This window comes from Corynebacterium hindlerae, assembly GCF_014117265.1.
In the GTDB taxonomy this organism is placed as follows: domain Bacteria; phylum Actinomycetota; class Actinomycetes; order Mycobacteriales; family Mycobacteriaceae; genus Corynebacterium; species Corynebacterium hindlerae.
Map to the genome: position 1 here is coordinate 165,506 of NZ_CP059833.1, position 19,666 is coordinate 185,171.

20 protein-coding genes are annotated in these 19,666 nt (G+C 59.9%); 9 read left to right on the forward strand and 11 right to left on the reverse strand.

The window, feature by feature from the left end; translation table 11 throughout:
• Positions 1-32: 32 nt before the first annotated feature.
• Positions 33-869: a DUF3097 domain-containing protein gene (locus tag HW450_RS00780; protein WP_182386154.1), complete on the reverse strand. Its 837-nt coding sequence runs from the start codon at positions 867-869 to the stop codon at positions 33-35.
• 34 nt (positions 870-903) lie between these two features.
• On the opposite strand from HW450_RS00780, the gene HW450_RS00785 reads away from it, so the two are divergent.
• Complete coding sequence (locus HW450_RS00785) at positions 904-1,683, forward strand: hypothetical protein (RefSeq protein ID WP_182386155.1); 780 nt, start codon at positions 904-906, stop codon at positions 1,681-1,683.
• Here HW450_RS00785 and HW450_RS00790 read toward each other — a convergent pair.
• The 3 genes from HW450_RS00790 to HW450_RS00800 form a co-directional block, all read right to left on the reverse strand.
• Complete coding sequence (locus HW450_RS00790) at positions 1,680-2,732, reverse strand: ferrochelatase (RefSeq protein ID WP_182386156.1); 1,053 nt, start codon at positions 2,730-2,732, stop codon at positions 1,680-1,682. The two genes, HW450_RS00785 and HW450_RS00790, sit on opposite strands and share 4 nt — an antisense overlap.
• A 25-nt stretch (positions 2,733-2,757) precedes the next feature.
• Positions 2,758-4,437 carry a DIP1281 family NlpC/P60 protein gene (locus HW450_RS00795; RefSeq protein WP_232843284.1) on the reverse strand — a complete coding sequence of 560 codons (1,680 nt, stop codon included), beginning with the start codon at positions 4,435-4,437 and terminating at the stop codon, positions 2,758-2,760.
• Between the two features lie 357 nt (positions 4,438-4,794).
• Entirely contained in the window at positions 4,795-5,352 is a 558-nt protein-coding gene (locus HW450_RS00800; RefSeq protein WP_182386157.1) for an Rv1476 family membrane protein, read from the reverse strand.
• A gap of 226 nt (positions 5,353-5,578) precedes the next feature.
• Between HW450_RS00800 and can the strand changes: the two genes are divergently transcribed.
• Both can and HW450_RS00810 read left to right on the forward strand, forming a co-directional pair.
• On the forward strand, positions 5,579-8,389 hold the full coding sequence (gene can / locus HW450_RS00805) for an aconitate hydratase (protein WP_182386158.1): 2,811 nt from the start codon (positions 5,579-5,581) through the stop codon (positions 8,387-8,389).
• Between the two features lie 95 nt (positions 8,390-8,484).
• Positions 8,485-9,048, forward strand: a complete 564-nt coding sequence (locus HW450_RS00810) for a TetR/AcrR family transcriptional regulator (protein WP_182386159.1) — start codon at positions 8,485-8,487, stop codon at positions 9,046-9,048.
• Here the strand turns inward: HW450_RS00810 and HW450_RS00815 are convergent.
• A complete protein-coding gene (locus tag HW450_RS00815) occupies positions 9,031-9,522 on the reverse strand; it encodes a DUF1990 domain-containing protein (RefSeq protein ID WP_182386160.1) in 492 nt (163 codons plus the stop codon). The two genes, HW450_RS00810 and HW450_RS00815, sit on opposite strands and share 18 nt — an antisense overlap.
• Before the next feature lie 24 nt (positions 9,523-9,546).
• Between HW450_RS00815 and HW450_RS00820 the strand changes: the two genes are divergently transcribed.
• Entirely contained in the window at positions 9,547-10,302 is a 756-nt protein-coding gene (locus HW450_RS00820) for a glutamine amidotransferase (RefSeq protein WP_182386161.1), read from the forward strand.
• On the opposite strand, the gene HW450_RS00825 is transcribed toward HW450_RS00820, so the two are convergent.
• On the reverse strand, positions 10,253-10,477 hold the full coding sequence (locus HW450_RS00825) for a PLDc N-terminal domain-containing protein (protein WP_182386162.1): 225 nt from the start codon (positions 10,475-10,477) through the stop codon (positions 10,253-10,255). The genes HW450_RS00820 and HW450_RS00825 overlap by 50 nt on opposite strands.
• Before the next feature lie 33 nt (positions 10,478-10,510).
• On the opposite strand from HW450_RS00825, the gene HW450_RS00830 reads away from it, so the two are divergent.
• The 3 genes from HW450_RS00830 (at position 10,511) to HW450_RS00840 (ending at position 12,794) form a co-directional block, all read left to right on the forward strand.
• A complete protein-coding gene (locus HW450_RS00830) occupies positions 10,511-10,780 on the forward strand; it encodes an ACT domain-containing protein (protein ID WP_182386163.1) in 270 nt (89 codons plus the stop codon).
• A gap of 8 nt (positions 10,781-10,788) precedes the next feature.
• Positions 10,789-12,156 (forward strand): PFL family protein, encoded by a 1,368-nt coding sequence (locus HW450_RS00835; RefSeq protein WP_182386164.1) that lies wholly within the window; start codon positions 10,789-10,791, stop codon positions 12,154-12,156.
• A 278-nt stretch (positions 12,157-12,434) separates the two neighbouring features.
• A complete protein-coding gene (locus tag HW450_RS00840; protein WP_182386165.1) occupies positions 12,435-12,794 on the forward strand; it encodes a hypothetical protein in 360 nt (119 codons plus the stop codon).
• A gap of 49 nt (positions 12,795-12,843) precedes the next feature.
• On the opposite strand, the gene HW450_RS00845 is transcribed toward HW450_RS00840, so the two are convergent.
• The gene (locus HW450_RS00845) at positions 12,844-14,472 is read right to left on the reverse strand and encodes an ABC-F family ATP-binding cassette domain-containing protein (RefSeq protein WP_182386166.1); all 1,629 of its coding nucleotides are present in this window, start codon (positions 14,470-14,472) and stop codon (positions 12,844-12,846) included.
• A gap of 449 nt (positions 14,473-14,921) precedes the next feature.
• Between HW450_RS00845 and HW450_RS00850 the strand changes: the two genes are divergently transcribed.
• Positions 14,922-15,770 (forward strand): hypothetical protein, encoded by an 849-nt coding sequence (locus tag HW450_RS00850; protein ID WP_182386167.1) that lies wholly within the window; start codon positions 14,922-14,924, stop codon positions 15,768-15,770.
• Between the two features lie 53 nt (positions 15,771-15,823).
• A complete protein-coding gene (locus HW450_RS00855; protein ID WP_182386168.1) occupies positions 15,824-16,795 on the forward strand; it encodes a lycopene cyclase family protein in 972 nt (323 codons plus the stop codon).
• Here the strand turns inward: HW450_RS00855 and HW450_RS00860 are convergent.
• The 4 genes from HW450_RS00860 to sufC are packed head-to-tail and all read right to left on the reverse strand — an operon-like array spanning position 16,792 to position 19,649.
• The gene (locus HW450_RS00860) at positions 16,792-17,175 is read right to left on the reverse strand and encodes a metal-sulfur cluster assembly factor (protein WP_182386169.1); all 384 of its coding nucleotides are present in this window, start codon (positions 17,173-17,175) and stop codon (positions 16,792-16,794) included. The two genes, HW450_RS00855 and HW450_RS00860, sit on opposite strands and share 4 nt — an antisense overlap.
• Positions 17,176-17,628 carry a Fe-S cluster assembly sulfur transfer protein SufU gene (gene sufU / locus HW450_RS00865; protein ID WP_182386170.1) on the reverse strand — a complete coding sequence of 151 codons (453 nt, stop codon included), beginning with the start codon at positions 17,626-17,628 and terminating at the stop codon, positions 17,176-17,178.
• Positions 17,629-18,894 (reverse strand): cysteine desulfurase, encoded by a 1,266-nt coding sequence (locus tag HW450_RS00870; RefSeq protein ID WP_182386171.1) that lies wholly within the window; start codon positions 18,892-18,894, stop codon positions 17,629-17,631.
• Entirely contained in the window at positions 18,894-19,649 is a 756-nt protein-coding gene (gene sufC, locus HW450_RS00875) for a Fe-S cluster assembly ATPase SufC (RefSeq protein WP_182386172.1), read from the reverse strand. The genes HW450_RS00870 and sufC overlap by 1 nt, the downstream gene beginning before the upstream one ends.
• Positions 19,650-19,666 lie beyond the last annotated feature (17 nt).

Sequence of the window (19,666 nt, forward strand, 5' to 3'; positions counted from 1 at the left end):
AATCTACCTAAACGTGTACTTCGGGGGCGACGCTAACGAAAATCTTCTTTACTTAGTTCCGGGACGGTGACCCAGTCCACCAGCTTCTCCACCGCCCCGATCAGTGTCGCATCCAGGTCCCGGAAGCTTTCCACGGCGTTATATACGCGGTTCCAGCCTTCCCGAGGATCACTCCACCCCACGCGACGGCACACTCCCGTCTTCCAGTCCTCCCCGTACGGCACCTCCGGCCACGCGCGCAGGCCCAGCTTGTTCGGCTTCACAGCAGCCCAAATATCGATGAATGGGTGCCCGGTGACCAGCACGTGTGGGCCCACGTTCTCCACCAACCGGGTCTCTTTAGAACCTTGCACCAGGTGGTCAGCTAACACCCCGACGCGACGACCCGGCCCCGGACCAAACTCGGCGAGGCGTTCCGGGAGATTGTCCAGTCCCTCCAGATACTCCACCACTACGCCCTCGACGCGCAGGTCATGGCCCCAAATCTTTTCCACGATCGCCGCATCATGGATGCCCTCCACCCAAATCCGCGACGGCGCGGCCACCTTGGCTTGGACGTTTGCCACCTTGCGGGATCCAGAGTTTGACTGCGCCGGGGCTTGCTTTGGCACATATCGCGTCAGGGACACTCGCTGCCCCTCCACCAGGAACGCGCCGGTGACCATCTTGAACAGTCGCTCTCGGCCGTGCCGATCCTCTAACCGAATGAAATCGCCGTCGTAGGTGCGCTCGAAGCCTACCACCGCGCCGACAAAGCCGTCAGCCAGCACCTCAACCACCAGTCCGGGCTCCGCCGGAACCGCGGGATACTGTGGCCGCTTGCTGCGGGAATGTCCGGAAAAGATGTCTCCTGCATATCGGTCAGTCATGACAGTCAAGCCTATCGGGTAACTTATCTAGATTATGGATCAGCGCGCACATGTCTACTCCCCGCTCCAGAACATCGCGATCTGGTTGGCGTCGTGGCTGCACGGCCACATCGCCACCGATGAATGTGTGGACGCGCTGCGCGCGCTGGGCGGAGACATCAGGATCGCTGGCGTGCAACCTGATGCGCCTGGAAACACGCTTGAGCTGCTGCGTACCATCCGGCGGCTGGCGGCCGAAAGCCTGGATGCTGGGGAACCCGTCATCCAGCTCGTATTGTGCGGCCCGGGTGAGGCGCCAGGGCTGCGGGCTGGCTCGCCGAGCGCCCGGGCCACGCTGGCGAGCGGAATGGGCGCGTTGGTGCTACCCACCCCGGACAGGTTTCGCAGCCACGTGGTGGTGCCCGTGGACCGCGGCGGCGGGTTGGCATGCGAGATTTTCGCCGAGGCGGAGCCGTTGCCTGCGCAGCACTACCTCTCCCCTGGGGAGGCAGACCTGCTGCTTGCCGACGCCACCCGCTCCGCGGCGCAGCTTATCGACGCCATCCCCCACGTCACTCCGGACCTGCCGAACCCCCGCCTCACAGTTGGCACCCTAACGGACTTCTATGACACCCCAGGTCTTCCGTTTTCTACCCCACCGCGCGCCGCGAAACTGTTCGCTCGCGCGGACCGGGTGGCTGCGATCATTGAAACGGTGTCCAGCCATGTTGGGGATCATTCTCTGGACCCGGTGTTGCTCCCGCTCATGCGCAATGTCCGGATGGCGCGCACCGCTGGGGTGAGCTACGCGGTGCACGAATTGGCGCGGTGTTAAGAGGATCGCGGGCGGCGCGTCGGGACGCAGCAGTTCGCGGCGCAAGGTTGCCCGTTGACGCTGCAGCCACGGCCAAGACGCTGTGGTTGCTGCTGAGCATGTTCGCGCAGCAGCTCAATTACTAGCTGGGTGAATTCCTCCGTGGGGCCGATCGTTGCGGCGCGGACAACACGCTGGCCATTCTTGTTAGCTTCGTCCGTGAGCTCCGTGTCAAGGTCCCACACGACCTCGATGTGGTCGGAGATGAACCCGACTGGGTAGACGATGAGATTGCGGACGCCGTCGTCGGCAAGCGCGGCAGCATGGTCGACGATGTCCGGTTCCAACCACGGGATGTGCGGGGCGCCGGAACGAGACTGCCAGACCAGATCCCAGTCAGCAATTCCCAGCTCGGCCGCGATGAGTTCCGCGGAGCGGCGTACCTGAGTGGAATAAAGCGGGCCGTCGTCAGGGGTGCCGGAGGATTGGTCAGCGGCCGTGGGGATGGAATGGGCGGTGAAGACGAGGCGGAATTCAGCTTCGCCTAAGGCAGTGATGGCGTCCCGTACGCTATCGACGCTTGCTTTGATGAACAGCGGGTGGTCATAGAATTGGCGCAGCTTAGTGAACGTGACCTCGGGAAGGCCGCGTTGTTGCAGGTGCTTGCGGATGTGGGTGATGTCTTCGTCATATTGTCGGCATCCTGAGTATCCGCCCCACGCGGAGGTTGCCAGGACTGCGACGTTGCGGTGCCCGTCCGCCACCAGCTGCTCGGCGGCCTCGGTCCCGAAGGGGTGCCAGTTCCGGTTGCCGAAGTAGATGGGAAGCCCAGGAAGGGCCCGTTGGAGGTGCGCGACGATCTCCCGGTTCAATCCGTTGAGCGGGCTGACGCCGTCGAAGTGGTAGTAGTGCTCACAGACGTCGTCGAGTCGCTCTGGCGGGATACCGCGCCCACGGGTGACGTTTTCCATGAAGGGGCGCACGTCGGCAACGCCCTCAGGCCCGCCAAACGACAACACGAGAAGTGCATCGAATGGCAGGCCTGAGATCAAGTCCTCGTTCTGGGTCATGCAGACTACCCTAGCGCACGCGGTGTTAGATCAATCGCACGGCGTAGGGGCTCATTCCACTCCAGCGAACCGGGTTGACCGACACCGTTGCTCCGGACTGTGGGGCTTCGATCATCATGCCGTCACCGAGGTAGATCGCAACGTGATTTTCTGCGTTTGGACCGTAGAAGATGAGGTCGCCACGTTGCATCTCGCTTGGAGACACCTTGGTACCGCGCTGGTACTGGTAGCCGGTGTAGTGTGGCAGATCGATGCCGACGCCGGCGAAGGCGTAGAGCACCAGACCAGAGCAGTCGAAGCCGATCTTGTTGTAGTCGCCGTAGGAGTCAGCGACGCCGCCATCGCGGATACCCTGGGTTGGGCCGTTCGCGTCGCCACCACCCCAGGCGTAAGGTACGCCGACCTGGGCTTGAGCGCGAGCAATCATGGTTTCGATGCGTTGCGCGCGGCTACCGGTGGCCGGGGCCGTCGGTGCATTGCCGGACGGCTTAGCGACGGCCCCAACCGCCGCAGCTAATGCGTCAGCGAGATTACCCAAGTCAAGGTAATCGTTCTCACCAAAGATCCCACTGTTTGCTTGAGTGTTTGCTGCCTCGGCTGCGGCGAGCGCTGCGGCCGCAGCGGTAGCGGCTGCCACAGCATCGTTTTGCTGCTGTTGCAGTTCAGCTTCGCGTTGCTGTCGTGCGGCTGCCTCTGCCTGGGCTGCAGCAGCAGCGGCTGCGGCTTGCTCCGCCTGAGCCTGGGCAGCGGCGCGTTCCGCCTCAGCTGCCGCGGCTGCGCGGGCGCGGGCCTCGGCCTCTGCTTGTGCTTTTTGGCGAGCCTCTTCCTCGGCCTTTGCCTTGGCGGCAGCGGCTTCCGCTGCGGCCTTCTCGGCAGCCTTGCGCTCCTCCTCCGCCTTTAGGAAGTCCTGGTATTCCTTGCGCTGCTGATGCAAAGTGCCACTGTTAGCCTTCGCAGCTTCGAGACGAGCCTTAGCGGTGTTTCGCTCTTCTACCAGGCTCTTGTGCTCGGCGTTGCGCTGGGCCAACAGTGCAGAGTTGGTGTCGTACGCTTGCTGCGCAGCGGACTGGGCAGCGGATGCTTCCCGTTCCCGCTGTTCTGCAATGGCGCGCTTTTCACGCAGCACAGATTCTTTGTTTGCGGCTTCGGTACGCAGGCGATCCAGCTCTTCGATCGCTGCACGCTGCTTGGCCGCGTTCTGGCGCAGGTACGTTTGGCGAGCTAGAGCGTCCTCGGTGTTGCCGGTGCCGGCTGCACCGGAGACGGCACCATTGGCGGAACCGCGTCGGTAAGCCGCGCGGGAGACTTCGTCGAGGGTGTGCTGAGCCTGTTCGATCGCTTTCTGGCTGGCATCCAAATCCTGCTTGGCAAGGTCGACTTCTTCGCGCGCCTTTTGAGCTTCGGCCTGTGCAGTTTGCAGGTCGACCATCGCCTTGTTCACGGCTTCGCGCAGTCCACCCATCTCGTTTTCGAGGCGAGTAATCTCGGCCTCTTTTTCAGACAAGGTGGTGGCAAGGCGCGCGACGTCCCCGTTACCTGCGTTGACTGCATCCTCGGCTGCCTTGATGTCCGCGTCGGACGGGTTCGGTGGAGGTACCGGTTGGGCGAGCGCAGTCGCCGAACCAATGGTCGCGCAGCATGCTGCAACCGCCACCAAAGCCCTGGCTGAGGCCAGGCGGGACTGCGGATCCTTGATCGTTGCCACGGGGTAACTCCATTCACCTTCGCTAACTGCGTACAGGATGTGGCTCACGCGTCCCGCCAACACACATTAGGTCAACCTTCTAGGCTTGATTTCTGCACAATGCTTCCCCACATCAGCAAATACAGCCTCAATTAACTTATTGTGAATCAGCCAACTCATGAGCCGACAACAAGAACAATAAGCCACAACGACCCAATAAAGACACTCTTGACTCGTTAGTCACACTAGTAAAGGCCAGCCCCATGACTTACGTTTATGGTGCTGGCCTGCGAGAATGTTACGGAATGATATCGAATGTGAAATATATCACATTGCGAAAAAGGGGCGTGTCGTTACGCGATTGAGGTGCGATTGCAACTATTGCGAGCGGTCAAGCGTTTTGGCTTGACTGTAGCGGAAGGTGTGGATGGCGGTGATAACAATCGCGAGCCCCAATAACGCGGCGATAACGATATTGATCCACATCCAAGGGAACACAGGTCCATTCAGAGTGTCGATGAACTGGCGCGCTGCCGGGGCGATTTCAGGGTTGGAGAGGAAGTCGTACTGCGCGGCCTCTAGGGCGGCGCGTGAGAAGTCGTGACTGACTACTGCCCCAGATCCAGGCGCGCGCACGATGATGGTGTCAAAGTCGGTAGTGTTTAACAGCTCCTGGGCAACGTCGCGCGTCGCACCCGCCTCCGGCGGCGTGTGATCGAGAATAACGAAGGCAGTACGTCCGAAATTGGTGTCCAGCCCGTACTGTGCCACATTTTGCAGTTCCGGTTCTAGGGTTGGGTGTTCGATGCCCAGCTGTCCGATAGCCACGCCATCTGCATTGATTTGATCGCGCATCGAGACGATATCAATATCTGACGGGATCATGACAGCTTCCTTAGTGTTGGGGGCGCGGACGGATCCAGAGTTTAGTGTCACATTTCCCTGTGCTTCGCGGTGACTCGCCCATATCGCGCAAGTTTTCCACGTAGGCTGTGAGCTAGACAGTGTTTTCGGGCCTGTTGTGGTGGCCAGTAGTCCCCAGATAGGGGCAGGTTGGAGGTTCAATGCCTCAACAGAACGCTCGTACTGTTAAACTGTCTCGTAGACGATGGTTAATACCCGATCGTTTACTCACCCATAACAATAGGAAGTGGAGCTGACTGTGACGATTAGCAAGAACTCCTTCGGTGCCAAGAGCACGCTGACCGTAGGCGACAAGTCTTACGACTACTACGCCCTCAGCGCAGTGCCTGGCATGGAGAAACTGCCATACTCTCTTAAGGTTCTTGGCGAGAACCTGCTGCGCACCGAAGATGGCGCCAACATCACCGCCGATCACATCAACGCGATTGCTAACTGGGACGCTTCGGCAGAGCCAAGCATCGAAATCCAGTTCACCCCAGCACGTGTGCTGATGCAGGACTTCACCGGCGTTCCTTGTGTCGTTGACCTCGCAACCATGCGCGAAGCTGTCAAGACCCTCGGTGGCGACCCGGACAAGGTTAACCCACTCAACCCTGCTGAGATGGTCATCGACCACTCCGTTATCGTTGAGGCCTTTGCTTCTAAGGAAGCACTGAAGACCAACGTTGACATTGAGTACGAGCGCAACGAAGAGCGCTACAAGTTCCTGCGCTGGGGCTCCAAGGCCTTCTCCAACTTCCGCGTTGTGCCTCCAGGAACCGGCATTGTCCACCAGGTGAACATTGAGAACCTGGCTCGCGTCGTCTTCGACAACGACGGCCTGGCATACCCAGACACCTGCATCGGTACTGACTCCCACACCACCATGGAAAACGGCCTGGGCATCCTGGGCTGGGGCGTGGGTGGCATCGAGGCTGAGGCCGCAATGCTCGGCCAGCCAGTGTCCATGCTCATCCCTCGCGTCGTCGGCTTCAAGCTGACCGGCGAGATCCCAGTGGGCGTTACCGCTACCGACGTCGTTCTGACCATCACCCAGATGCTGCGTGAGCACGGTGTGGTTCAGAAGTTCGTCGAGTTCTACGGCAACGGTGTGAAGGCTATCCCACTGGCTAACCGTGCCACGATCGGCAACATGTCCCCAGAGTTCGGCTCCACCTGTGCGATCTTCCCGATCGACGAGGAGACCGTCAAGTACATGCACCTCACCGGCCGCTCCGAAGAGCAGTGCGCACTGGTCGAGGCATACGCTAAGGCTCAGGGCATGTGGCTGGAGCAGGACGCCCCAGAGGCAACCTACTCCGAGTACCTCGAGCTGGACCTGTCCACCGTTGTTCCTTCCATCGCTGGCCCGAAGCGTCCACAGGACCGCATCCTGCTGTCCGAGGCCAAGGAGCAGTTCCGCAAGGACCTGGCCAACTACACCAACGACGAAGTCTGCACCGACGAGTCCCTTCCTGCAAAGCGCATGGAGGCTGAAGGTGAGGCCCTGGAGGAGACCTCCGCACAGGTCACCGACCTCAACGTCTCCCAGGCTGGCAACGGCGAGTCCGCTGCTGTTGGCCGCGTTGGTCGCCCATCCAACCCAATCACCGTGACCTCCCCTAAGGGCGGCGAGTACACCCTCGACCACGGCATGGTTGCGATTGCGTCCATCACCTCTTGCACCAACACCTCTAACCCATCTGTGATGATCGGCGCTGGCCTGATCGCACGCAAGGCCGCTGAAAAGGGCCTGAAGGCTAAGCCATGGGTCAAGACCATCTGTGCACCTGGCTCCCAGGTTGTCGACGGCTACTACAAGCGCGCTGACCTGTGGAAGGACCTCGAGGCTCTCGGCTTCTACCTCTCCGGCTTCGGCTGCACCACCTGTATCGGTAACTCCGGCCCACTGCCAACCGAGGTGTCCAAGGCCATCAACGAGGCTGACCTGGCAGCTACCGCAGTTCTGTCCGGTAACCGTAACTTCGAAGGCCGCATCTCCCCTGACGTAAAGATGAACTACCTGGCTTCGCCAATCATGGTCATCGCTTACGCCATTGCCGGCACCATGGACTTCGACTTCGAAACCCAGGCGCTGGGTCAAGACCAGGACGGCAACGACGTCTTCCTGAAGGACATCTGGCCATCCACCGAGGAGATCGAGGCTACCATCGAGCAGTCCATCTCCCGTGAGCTGTACGAAGCTGATTACGCCGACGTATTCAAGGGAGACGAGCAGTGGCAGAACCTCCCAACCCCAGAGGGCAAGACCTTCGAGTGGGATGAGAACTCCACCTACATCCGCAAGGCTCCGTACTTCGACGGCATGGAGCTTGAGCCAGCTCCTGTCAAGGACATTAAGGGCGCACGCGTCCTGGCTAAGCTGGGCGACTCGGTCACCACTGACCACATCTCCCCTGCTTCCTCCATCAAGCCGGGCACCCCAGCTGCTCAGTACCTGGATGCCAATGGCGTTGAGCGCAAGGACTACAACTCCCTCGGTTCCCGTCGTGGTAACCACGAGGTCATGATGCGTGGTACCTTCGCCAACATCCGCCTCCAGAACCAGCTGGTGGACATCGCTGGTGGCTACACCCGCGACTTCACCAAGGGCGGCGAGCAGGCCTTCATCTTCGACGCCTGCGAGAACTACAAGGCTGCTGGCATCCCACTGGTCGTTCTGGCTGGTAAGGAATACGGCACCGGTTCTTCCCGTGACTGGGCTGCTAAGGGCACCAACCTGCTAGGCGTGAAGGCCGTCATCACCGAGTCCTTCGAGCGTATTCACCGCTCCAACCTGATCGGCATGGGCGTTATCCCACTGCAGTTCCCAGCTGGTGAATCCCACGCTTCCCTGGGCCTGGACGGCACCGAGACCTTCGACATCGAGGGCATCGAGGAGCTGAACAACGGTGTGACCCCTAAGACCGTGAAGGTCACCGCAACCAAGGAGTCCGGCGACAAGGTCGAATTCGATGCAGTTGTGCGCATCGACACCCCGGGTGAAGCCGATTACTACCGTAACGGTGGCATCCTGCAGTTCGTGCTGCGCAACATGATCAAGGGCTAATTGCCACTGTGATCATCTCGACTGGGGCTGACTAGTTCCCGCTAGCGGCGGGCGGTCAGCCCCAGTTGTCTTTCACACCTCTACAAGGAGAACCCATGCCTAGAGTGAGTGACGCGGACCTCAATGAGCGGCGCCGTGAGATCCTCGTGGGGGCCCGCAAATGTTTTGCCGAGCATGGCTACGAAGGAGCCACTGTCCGGTTGCTGGAGGAAGCGACGGGGAAATCCCGCGGCGCGATCTTCCACCACTTTGCGGATAAGGAAACCTTATTCCTCGAAATCGGCCGCCAGGATGCGCTCCAGATGGCTGAGACCGTAGCGGAGGAAGGCTTGGTGCAGGTAATGCGGGATATGCTCGCAGACCCGGACCGTTTCGAATGGCTCTCCACCCGCTTGGAGATCACTCGCCTTCTGCGTACCGACGCCGCGTTCCGTGATCGCTGGCAGCAACAGCAAGCCGTGCTTGACGACGCCGTCCGCCGACGCTTGAAAGCTAACGCCGACGCGGGAACGATGCGAACCGACGTGGACCCGGAAGTGCTGTACCTGTTCCTGGAGACGATGTTCGATGGTCTCACAGCGAAATTAGCCTCTGGCGCAGAAACAGCCCAGTTCAGCCCAGTGCTGGACTTAGTGGAGGCTTCAGTCCGACGTGACTAGCGCGCCTAAGTAGCGGCGGGCCATGATCCGCTGTCCTAGGCGCGCCACTGGGCCACCTATTTTGGTGACCCAGGACTGTGGCCGGGAAAAGGCTGCGCATTCTGCCCACACGGCATCTGCTTCCATCCAGACGCGGAAGGACTCTTCCCCACTTTCCCAGTGGCCCGGCATGGTGCCATAGGAAGCGCACGCAGATTCGGCCGTTTGCTCGGCGTGGACTATAAAACAGCGATGTTTGATGGGGCCGAGATGGAGGGTGACGGTGTGGTCGTCGATAAGCGGCCTCAGCCCTGCGTGGCGTTGCATCTCCCACGCCATGAGGCGCCCGCACGCCGTTTCGAAAGCGGCTTTTCCTGTACCAATGCGGCTCCTGATACGGAAGCAGTGCCAACCCGCAGCCTCTAATAGACCCTGATGGGTGGAGAGGTTTCGAGAAATTCCGATGTATTTCTGCGGATATGTGACAGGAGCCATAGCAACCATACTAGACTAAGTGGTATGTCTAAGTTTTTGTTGGTGTCCATCCGCCATGGTGCAGAGGTTCTTGCTGCGGAATATCGCGATTTCCTGGTAAGTTCCGGTTTGCGGCCGACTGAACTGGACCAAGTTGTCCTGGATTCAGAAACCGCTCGCATCGGTGATGTGAGCCAGTACGCCGGGGTGTTCCTAGGCGGCAGCCCTTTCAATGTCACCGACGCTCAGCCCACGGCTGAGCAGCTGTGGGTGCAGCAGGAAGCCCTCACGATGGTCGATGCCGACATTCCAGCGTTCTACGCGTGCTTCGGATCCAGCCTCCTCGCCCACTTCCGTGGCGGCGTTGTTGGCGACCGTTACTCCGAGACCGCTGGATCGTCGGTGGTTGAGCTCACCCAGGAAGGAACAATGGATCCGCTCCTGCAGGGCGTGCCATCACGTTTTAATGCGCTGACCGGTCATGCGGAAAGCGTGGAAGAGCTGGTAACCGGGGCAACGTTGCTGGCAACGGGGCCAACGTGCCCCGTGCAGATGTTCCGGATCAACGACACCACCTGGGCGACCCAATTCCACCCGGAGCTGGATGCACAAGGGCTAGCCACCCGGATGCAGGAATACCTCCACAATGGGTATTTCGCGCCGGAAGAATACGACGAGATCGTCGCGCATATTTCTTCGGTGGACGTTGCGCCGGTGCGACAGATCATGCGAAACTTCGTGTCCTACGCCACTATTTTTTCCGACCCCACACTGCGTATGCCAGCGGCCCAAAGAAGTTAATAAAACTCAGCCCGAACCACAGCCACTTTGAGCCCCGGGTCTTGCTGCGGGGAGTGTGGTAGATGAAGTGCCAGACGATGAGTTTTTCGAGGATTTCGTAGGCCCCGAGCCCGATAATCCAGCCTTTAGCCGAAGGATCGAGATCAGACCACTGTAGTTTGTCGTTTCTGCTCATGAGGACAATCTTAGTCGCGCTAAAGTGAGAGTCATGTACGCAATTATCTCTGTTACCGGCCCTGACCACTCGGGCATCATCGCAGCAGTCGCCACCGAACTGGCTGCCCTGGACGTCAACATCCAGAACGTCTCCCAAACGATTATGGAAGGCTACTTCACCATGATCCTGCACGTTGCTTTCGATGAGTCGAAACTCGACATCGTTACCGTGCAGGACCGGATGTCTGCTGTGGGTGAGAAGGAAAACCTCGCTATTCGGGTCCAATCCGAAGCGCTGTTTACCGCCACCAACGAGATTTAGGGGCTGTCATGAGTTTTGCGCAGCGAAGCCAAGCCATTTGGGACACCATCGAGATGATCCAGGAATACCGCCTGGACATTCGTACCGTGACAATGGGCATTAGCCTCCTCGACTGTGTCCGCGGGTCCATGGCGGAAACCTGTGATGCTGTTTATGATCGTCTCACCACTCAGGCTAAGGACCTGGTCAGCACGTGCGAGGGCATCGAACGTGAGCTGGGTATCCCGATTGTGAACCGGCGCATCTCGGTCACCCCGATTGCCTTGCTGGCCGCTTCTGTTCAGGGCAACCCGGTTGAGCTGGCCCAGGCACTGGATCGCGCGGCGAAGGAAACCGGCGTGAACTTCGTCGGCGGTTATTCTGCACTGGTGGAAAAGGGGATGTCCTCCGGCGATCGCCGTCTGATCGAATCTATCCCGGAGGCCCTCACCATCACCGAGGCCGTGTGCTCCTCCGTGAACGTGGGCACCTCCCGGGCGGGCCTGAATATGGATGCAGTCGCCCAGATGGGGCAGGTGATCAAGGACGCCGCGACGTTGACCAAGGATCGCAGCGCCATCGCCTGCGCCAAGCTGGTGGTCTTCGCTAATTCCGTGGGTGACAACCCGTTCATGGCGGGTGCCTTCCACGGCATCGAAGAGCCGGACTGCGTCGTGTCCGTCGGCGTGTCCGGTCCTGGCGTGGTGGCCCGCGCGCTGGAGCGCATGCCTCACGACGCCTCCCTCAACGCGATCGCAGAAGAGATTAAGAAGGCGGCGTTTAAGATCACCCGTGCCGGTCAGTTGGTCGGCAACATGGCGAGCGAGCGCCTAGGCGTCCCGTTCGGCATCGTCGACCTCTCGCTGGCACCGACCGCCGAAATTGGCGACTCTGTGGCGAACATCCTGGAGGCGATGGGGCTGGATCAGGTTGGCACGCATGGCACCACCGCTGCGCTCGCGCTGCTTAACGACGCCGTAAAGAAGGGTGGCATGATGGCCTGCTCTCGCGTCGGTGGCTTGTCCGGTTCCTTCATCCCGGTCTCCGAGGACAAGGGCATGATTGACGCTGTACGCGCTGGTTCGATCTCCATCGACAAGCTCGAAGCGATGACCGCTATCTGCTCCGTCGGCCTCGACATGGTCGCCATCCCAGGCGACACCTCCGCCGAGCTCATTGCCGGCATGATCGCGGACGAGGCCGCCATCGGCATCATGAACCATAAGACCACCGCAGTCCGCGTCATCCCAGTTCCGGGCACCGAACCTGGCGACGAAGTCAACTTCGGTGGTCTGCTCGGCTATGCACCGGTGATCCCGGTCAACAAGGTGGGCAACTCTTCCTTTATCGCCCGTGGCGGATTCATTCCGGCGCCGGTGCATGGGTTTAGGAACTAGCGGTTCTGATGTAACTAGCTAGGCTTGTCGCCGGCTTCATGTTCTAGGCCACACTGTTTGGGTATTTACTGCGGTGTGGCCAATGTTAACTTTCGAAACAAAGTACCCCCGTATGGAAAGCAATCTGTGCAGGTGGAATGGTTAGAACTAGCCCTCCCCCCACAATTCTATTCTCCAAAAAACACTACAGTCAGCTGCTAGGCTAGCTCAATATTATTCATCCAGCAGTGAAAAAGAAGATTCCTTGGTAATTGGTTTTTGGAGAAAAAGGATTTCATATGGAAGTGCTCATTTTGGTGCATATTTCATTAATCGTGATGGCGTTTTACCTGCTGCACATCACGAATAAGGCAGCAAATGGAGAGTCGCTGCCTGGGAGTCCTGGGTTGCGAACGTCTGCTACCACCGCGGGTATTGATCAGTGGAAAACCGGGCATTCTGCAGCGAAACCTGTGGTTAAGTTGAATGTTTTTCTTCAGGTGGTAACAAACATAATCGCCGTTATTCTCGAACTAATTCATGTTAACCCGATATTAGCGCTCAACATCCCCGTGATTTGTCTCGTCGCCGTTTGTGGCTATGCGGTTTTCGTAGCTGATAAAGCTGTGTGCAGCCGTCGAAATACTGGCTCGATCTAGCCAAAAGCTACCCCCGCCATCACCAATCAGAACCCCAAATTCGACACCCCTAAGCTAGCTCCACCAGCTCCATATAGTCCTCCGACCACAGATCCTCGGTGCCATCAGGCAAGACAATCACGCGCTCCGGCTCCAAAGCCTTGACGGCGCCGGGGTCGTGAGTGACGAGGACGACGGCGCCGGTGTACGTGCGCAGGGCATCGAGCACTTGTTCTCGGGATTGTGGGTCGAGGTTGTTGGTCGGCTCGTCGAGAAGCAGAACGTTGGCGCGGGAGGACACCAGCGACGCAAGCGCGAGGCGGGTCTTCTCACCACCTGACAAGGTTCCTGCTGGCTGGTCGAGCTGTTCGCCGCTGAACATAAAGGCGCCCAGCAGGGACCGCAGGTCCTGCTCCCCTGCATCCGGGCAGGCTTCGATGGTATTTTGCCAAACGCTTTTGGAAGGGTCGATGGTGTCGTGTTCCTGGGCGAAGTAGCCGATCTTGAGGCCGTGGCCAGTGACGATGCCGCCTTCGCCGTCGGTACGTTCCACTCCGGCGAGTAACTTGAGCAGGGTGGTCTTACCTGCACCATTGAAGCCGAGCACGACCACACGCGAGCCCTTGTCAATTGCGAGGTTCACCCCGGCAAAGACTTCCAAGGATCCGTACATCTTGGTAAGTCCCTTGGCGTTCAAAGGGGTTTTGCCACATGGCGCCGGTTCCGGGAACTGAATGTGCGCTACCCGATCCGCGACGCGCAGTTCGTCCGTGGTGGCCACCATCTTTTCCGCACGCGCCAGCATCTGCTTCGCCGCGGCGGCCTTCGTGGCCTTGGCGCCGAGCTTGGCGGCCTGCTGCTTGAGCGCCGCAGCCTTCTTTTCTGCATTGGCGCGTTCGCGTCGGCGGCGCTGTTCATCGGTGGCGCGGGCGTCCAGGTATTTCTTCCAGCCCATGTTGTACACATCAGCTTCCCCTCGGACGGCGTCGAGGAACCAAATCTTGTTGCAGACGGCTTCCAGCAGTTTGACGTCGTGAGAGATCATGATGAGGCCGCCCTCGTGCTTTTTCAGGAACTCACGCAGCCAGGTAATGGAGTCGGCGTCGAGATGGTTGGTTGGTTCGTCGAGAAGCAGCGTGACCTTCGAGCGGCCGGAACCGGCTGTGGCTGCGAACAGGATCTGAGCGAGTTCTACGCGCCGACGCTGACCGCCGGAGAGCGTTTTCAGCGGCTGGTCCAAGATTCGTGCGGGCAAGCCGAGGGCGTCGCAAATGCGGGCGGCCTCGGAGTCGGCTTCGTAGCCCCCGAGCGAATAGTACTGCTCTTCCAGGCGGGAGTACTTGTTTACGGCGCGGTTGCGTTCCGCGTCGGTACCGCTTTCGATGATTTCCTGCTGGCGTTCCATTGACACCTTAATCCGGTCGAGGCCCCGGGCTGAGAGCACCCGGTCGCGGGCGGTTTGCTCGATGTTTCCTTCGCGGGAGTCCTGTGGCAGATAGCCAATTTCACCGGAGCGGATCACTTTGCCACCGTACGGTTCGCTCTCGCCTGCGAGGATGCGCATGGTTGTGGTTTTGCCGGCACCGTTGCGGCCAACGAGGCCGATGCGGTCCCCCGGTTGGACACGGAGGTGTTGGCCAGGGGCGTTGAGGAGGGTGCGGGCGCCGACGTGCACTTCGAAATCTTCGGTGACAATCACAGCAGGACAGTATAGCCGGGTGCCCATTGTCCTTAGTCGTCAGCGGGGCTCAGCTATGTGTTGCATCAGAAAATAGCTGTGCTGGGAACTCTTGCTGTCCCCCAGATGACTGTACCCGGCGGGCGGAAACTTTCGGTGGAGTCCTGCAGTGATAGCTAGCTCAGCAGTGGACTGCGATGTTAGTGCAACTGCTTTCGGAAAACACCTGGTACATAGGTGCTTTGACAGGTTATATCGGATCTTTTTATGTCCTCGAGGTAGGAATTTACTTAGAAAAGTTCCCAAGAAGATAAAGAAGTTTTGCGTTTGAAAGCTGTTTAATTTAACCGCTATCGTCCTGTGTCAGGTTGGTCACAAGGCCAGCCATTCGCACGATCGTGCCAGCACCTGGCGTGATCGATCTGTCTTAAGAAACTGGAGCAAAAGTGAAGACGGCATCTTCTCGGAACATGGTACGCGTTACCCGGACTACCTGCGTCGCTCTGGCAGGAGTCTTGTTTGGCAGCAGCACACTTGCAGGTGCGGCTGAAACCGCACCCGGCACTGCTGTAGCGCCCATGCACTGCTACCTCACCACCACACCTAAGGATGATGCTCACCCAGCAGCTGGTGTGTACCGCGGTGACAATGGGGTCTCGGTTCAGGCCCGCTCGTGGGGACCGGATTGGGTGGAGCTTGGTGACTCCGCTTCGCACCAGATCCGAATTGATGACATCGTCATTCCAAAGTCGCTGCGTAACGGTGCCAACCAGTTGCAAGTGACCGAGCTGAGCAATCTGCGACTCGATATCAGCGTTCCACTGACCTTGAAAGTAGACTCGGCTGAATTCAGCGAACAAACCAAGGCGAAAATCTCGCTCACCGAGGTTCACGGCATGGAAGCCGTCACCATCGATACCAGTGATCTTGCGCTGCAGGAGACGGCGGATAGCTTCGTGGCATCAGTGCCGGATGTGGTGGTGAAGTCTCACGCGGTGCGCAAAGGCACCTCCCACTTCTTCATCCGTCCTGGGATGCTCAACTTTGACACCCGCATGATGGACTACTCCGTCAGCTACCCACTGCAGTTCAACATTGTTGCTACCGGGGAAACCGGCGACAGCGTTGCAGCAAAACTGGCCTGTGCGGGAATGGAAGATACCGTGGCTGCCGATGGTCCAACGGCAACTCAGCCGGATATGCCGGCGCCGCGTCAGATTGACAGTATGCCCGGCTCCCCCGAGCCACGCGCCCCGCACGAGCCAGCCGAAACGCCGGCAGCAAAGCAGGATCTCCTCTCCGGTGGCCTGAGCTCCTAACCACGGTTTCGCCCCTGGTGACATCCGCCGTAGGCCGGTATAGCGTGTGAGGTATGAGCACCTTCGACATGATCATCCTTGGCCTCGGCCCGGCAGGCGCCTACCTGGGGCATCGGGCTACCGCGCGGGGACTGAAAGTGCTCGGCATCGATCCGGCCGCGCAGTGGACCGCCACGTATGGCGGTTGGGTGGACGAACTTGCCGACGCTCCCCTGTTTTGGCGCGGATTTCCCAGCGTGCGCTTTGGCGGCCTGGGCTACCAGCTGGACCGGGAGTACGGGATCATTGATAACTCGTGGCGGGAGCGTCTCCTGAACTTCGAGGTGCTGCAGGAGTCCGCGGAGATCACCTCGGCGTACTCGGTGCGGGTGGCCGGGGTGGAATATCAGACGCAGATGCTTATCGACGCCCGTGGCGCCACGCCACAACCGCCCTACCAACAAGCATTCGGTGTGTTCCTGGACAGCGGCCCCGTGACCTGGATGGACTTCCATGGCGAGACTTTCCAGTACAGCTTCCCCACTCCCCGCGGACACTTGGTGGAGGAAACCCTCCTGGTCACTGCCACCGAGCGGCCGTGGGAGCAACTGGCAAGCACACTGCCTCAGCAGCAGAATACGGGGGAAGAAAAAGTGCTCATCCCGATGGGACCGCAGCACTATGATAGTCCCGCTCTGCCCTATGGTGCGAGGGCCGGGTTTATTAATCCTGTCTGTGGCTTCAGCCTGGGGACGTCGATAAGCCTGGCGGACGCCACCTTGGACGCCCTGTGGCGCGGCGGGCCGCTACCGTGGCGCACTCGGACATTCCGCGCTGACGTGGCGCTCGCGCGCCGCCTACAGCGGGTTCTTCTCAAACTTGAGCCCGCGCAGGTGCAGCACCTGCTGAAAGCGCTGCTGCTATCGCCGTTTCACGCCCGCTTTCTAAAGTTGGGTGACCTGCCCGGCACACTCACCGGGATGGCCTGGGTGTTCGCCCGCGTGCCGCTGTCTACGAAAGCAGCGATCCTGCGGGCGCTGATTTAAACCGAAAATCCCAGGGCGCGTAGCTGGTCGCGGCCGTCTTCGGTGATCATGTGTGGTCCCCACGCGGGCATCCATACCCAGTTCAAGGTCAGCTTTTCGGCGGTGCCGGAACCGACCACGGCCTGCTCGGCCTGCTCTTCAATCACGTCGGTGAGCGGGCAGGCCGGTGAGGTGAGCGTCATGTTCACCACGGCGTGCGTGCCGTCGACCATGTAAATGTCGTACACCAAACCCAGGTCAACGACGTTGATACCCAGCTCGGGGTCGATCACGTCGCGCATGTACTCTTCAACATCGGACGCCTTGGCCAGGTCTGCCTCGGTTTGCTCCGGTTTTGGTGGTACCGGATCCTTTTCCTCAGTTACGTTCTCTTCCGACATCTAGTCTTTCTTTCCTTCCAAAGCTTCAGCGGTCGCTGCCTGGAACGCTTTCCAGCCCAGCAGGGCGCATTTCACGCGGGCCGGATATTTCGCAACGCCAGCAAAGGCGACGCCGTCACCGATGACCTCTGGGTCGCCCTCAATATGGCCTCGGGACGTGACCATCTCTTCAAAAGCAGCCAGGGTCTCCATTGCCTCTGCCACAGGACGACCGACGATCTCCTCAGCCATCACGGACGTGGAAGCCTGGCTGATGGAACAGCCTTCCGCTTCGTAAGAGATGTCCTCCACCGTGGTGCCGTCGGCTGACAAATGGACGCGGAGCGTCAGCTCATCGCCGCAGGAGGTATTCACGTGGTGAACCTCGGCCTCGTATGGCTCCCGGAGTCCGGCGTGCTGCGGGTTCTTGTAGTGGTCGAGAATGACCTCTTGGTACATCTGTTCCAGTTTCATCTATGCCACTCCAAAGAACTCTTGGGCGTGCTTGATCGCAGCCACGAGGCGGTCAACTTCCTCACGCGTGTTGTACAGGTAGAACGAGGCACGTGCCGACGCCTGAACCGACTTCGCCCGGTGGATCGGCCACGCACAGTGGTGGCCCACACGGATGCACACGCCTTGGTCGTCGAGGACCTGACCCAAATCGTGCGGGTGAATACCCTCCACAGCGAAGGAAATCGCGCTGCCACGATTCTCCGCCGTCGCGGGACCCAGCAGCGACAACCCAGGGATGCGCTGCAGCTGTTCCAGGGCGTATTCCACCAGGTCATGCTCGTGCGCGGCGATGTTTTCCATGCCGATCTCATTGAGAAAATCGACGGCAGCACCCAGCCCGACCACCTGAGAGGTCATCTGGGTACCGGCCTCGAAGCGCTGCGGCGGCGGCGCGTAGGTGGACCCTTCCATCTTCACCAGCTCGATCATGGAGCCACCGGTGAGGAATGGCGGCAGCTGCTGCAGCAGCTCCAGTCGCCCATAGAGCGCACCGACTCCGGACGGACCACACATCTTATGCCCGGAAAACGCGGCGAAATCCACGCCCAGCTCACGGAAATTCACTGGCATGTGTGGCACCGACTGGCACGCATCCAACACCGTCAGCGCCCCAACGGCCTGGGCACGAAGCACCATCTCCGGCACATCAGCGATCGCACCGGTCACGTTGGATTGGTGGGTGAAGGCAACCACTTTCACCGTCTCATCCAGCTCCAGAGAGTCCAGGTCAATCCGGCCGTCGTCCGTGGTGCCGTACCACTTGAGCGTGGCGCCGGTCCGACGGCACAGCTCCTGCCACGGCACCAGGTTCGCGTGATGCTCTAGCTCCGTGACGACAACCGTGTCGCCCGCCTTGACCTGCAGCTCGCCTGCGCGATCATCGCCTAGAACATAGGCCACCAGGTTCAGGGCCTCGGTGGCGTTCTTGGTGAACTCCAGCTCATCCGGGTGCGCACCAACAAACGCGGCGATAGCGTTACGGGCACCTTCGTAGGCGTCGGTTGCCTCCTCTGCCAGAGAGTAGGCGCCACGGTGCACGGGGGCATTGGTGTGCAGCACGAACTGCTCTTCTACTCGCCACACCCGCTCGGGCCGTTGCGAGGTGGCCCCGGAGTCAAGGTACGTCAGTGGCTGATCACCGCGTACCTTTCGGTGGAGAATAGGAAACTCCGACCGGATCGCGTCAACATTGAGCGATCCGTCGGAATGAACGAGACAAGCCATTACAGGTACTGGTCGTAGCCGTTTGCCTCGAGCTCATCAGCAAGCTCAGGGCCACCAGTGGTGATGATCTGGCCGTTGGCAAACACGTGAACGTAGTCAGGCTTGACGTAATTCAGAATGCGCTTGTAGTGGGTAATCATCAGCACGCCACCGTTTTCGCGCTCCTGGTAACGGTTGATGCCTTCGGAGACCACGCGCAGGGCGTCGACGTCCAGACCGGAGTCAGTCTCGTCCAGCACAGCAAACTTTGGCTTCAGCAGACCCAGCTGCAGCACCTCGTGGCGCTTCTTCTCGCCTCCGGAGAAGCCCTCGTTCACGCTCCGCTCGGAGAACTCTTTGGAAATAGATAGCTCTTCCTGAGCCGTCTTTACTTCCTTCACCCAGTCACGCAGCTTTGGGGCTTCGCCACGCACTGCGGTTGCTGCGGTGCGCAGGAAGTTGGCCATGGACACGCCAGGAACCTCAACTGGGTACTGCATAGCCAGGAACAGGCCGGCGCGGGCGCGCTCGTCTACCTCAAGGTCGAGGATGTTTACGCCATCGAGGAGGACTTCACCGCCGGTGACCTCGTAGCGAGGGTGCCCGGAGAGGGTGTACGCCAAGGTGGACTTACCGGAACCGTTCGGACCCATAATCGCGTGGGTTTCGCCGGACTTGATGGTCAGGTTCACCCCGTTAAGGATCTGCTTTGGCTCGCCAGAGTCATCGGTAGGGAGAACTTGCGCGGTGAGGTTGCGGATTTCGAGAGTGCTCAATGTAGTTTTCCTTCGTT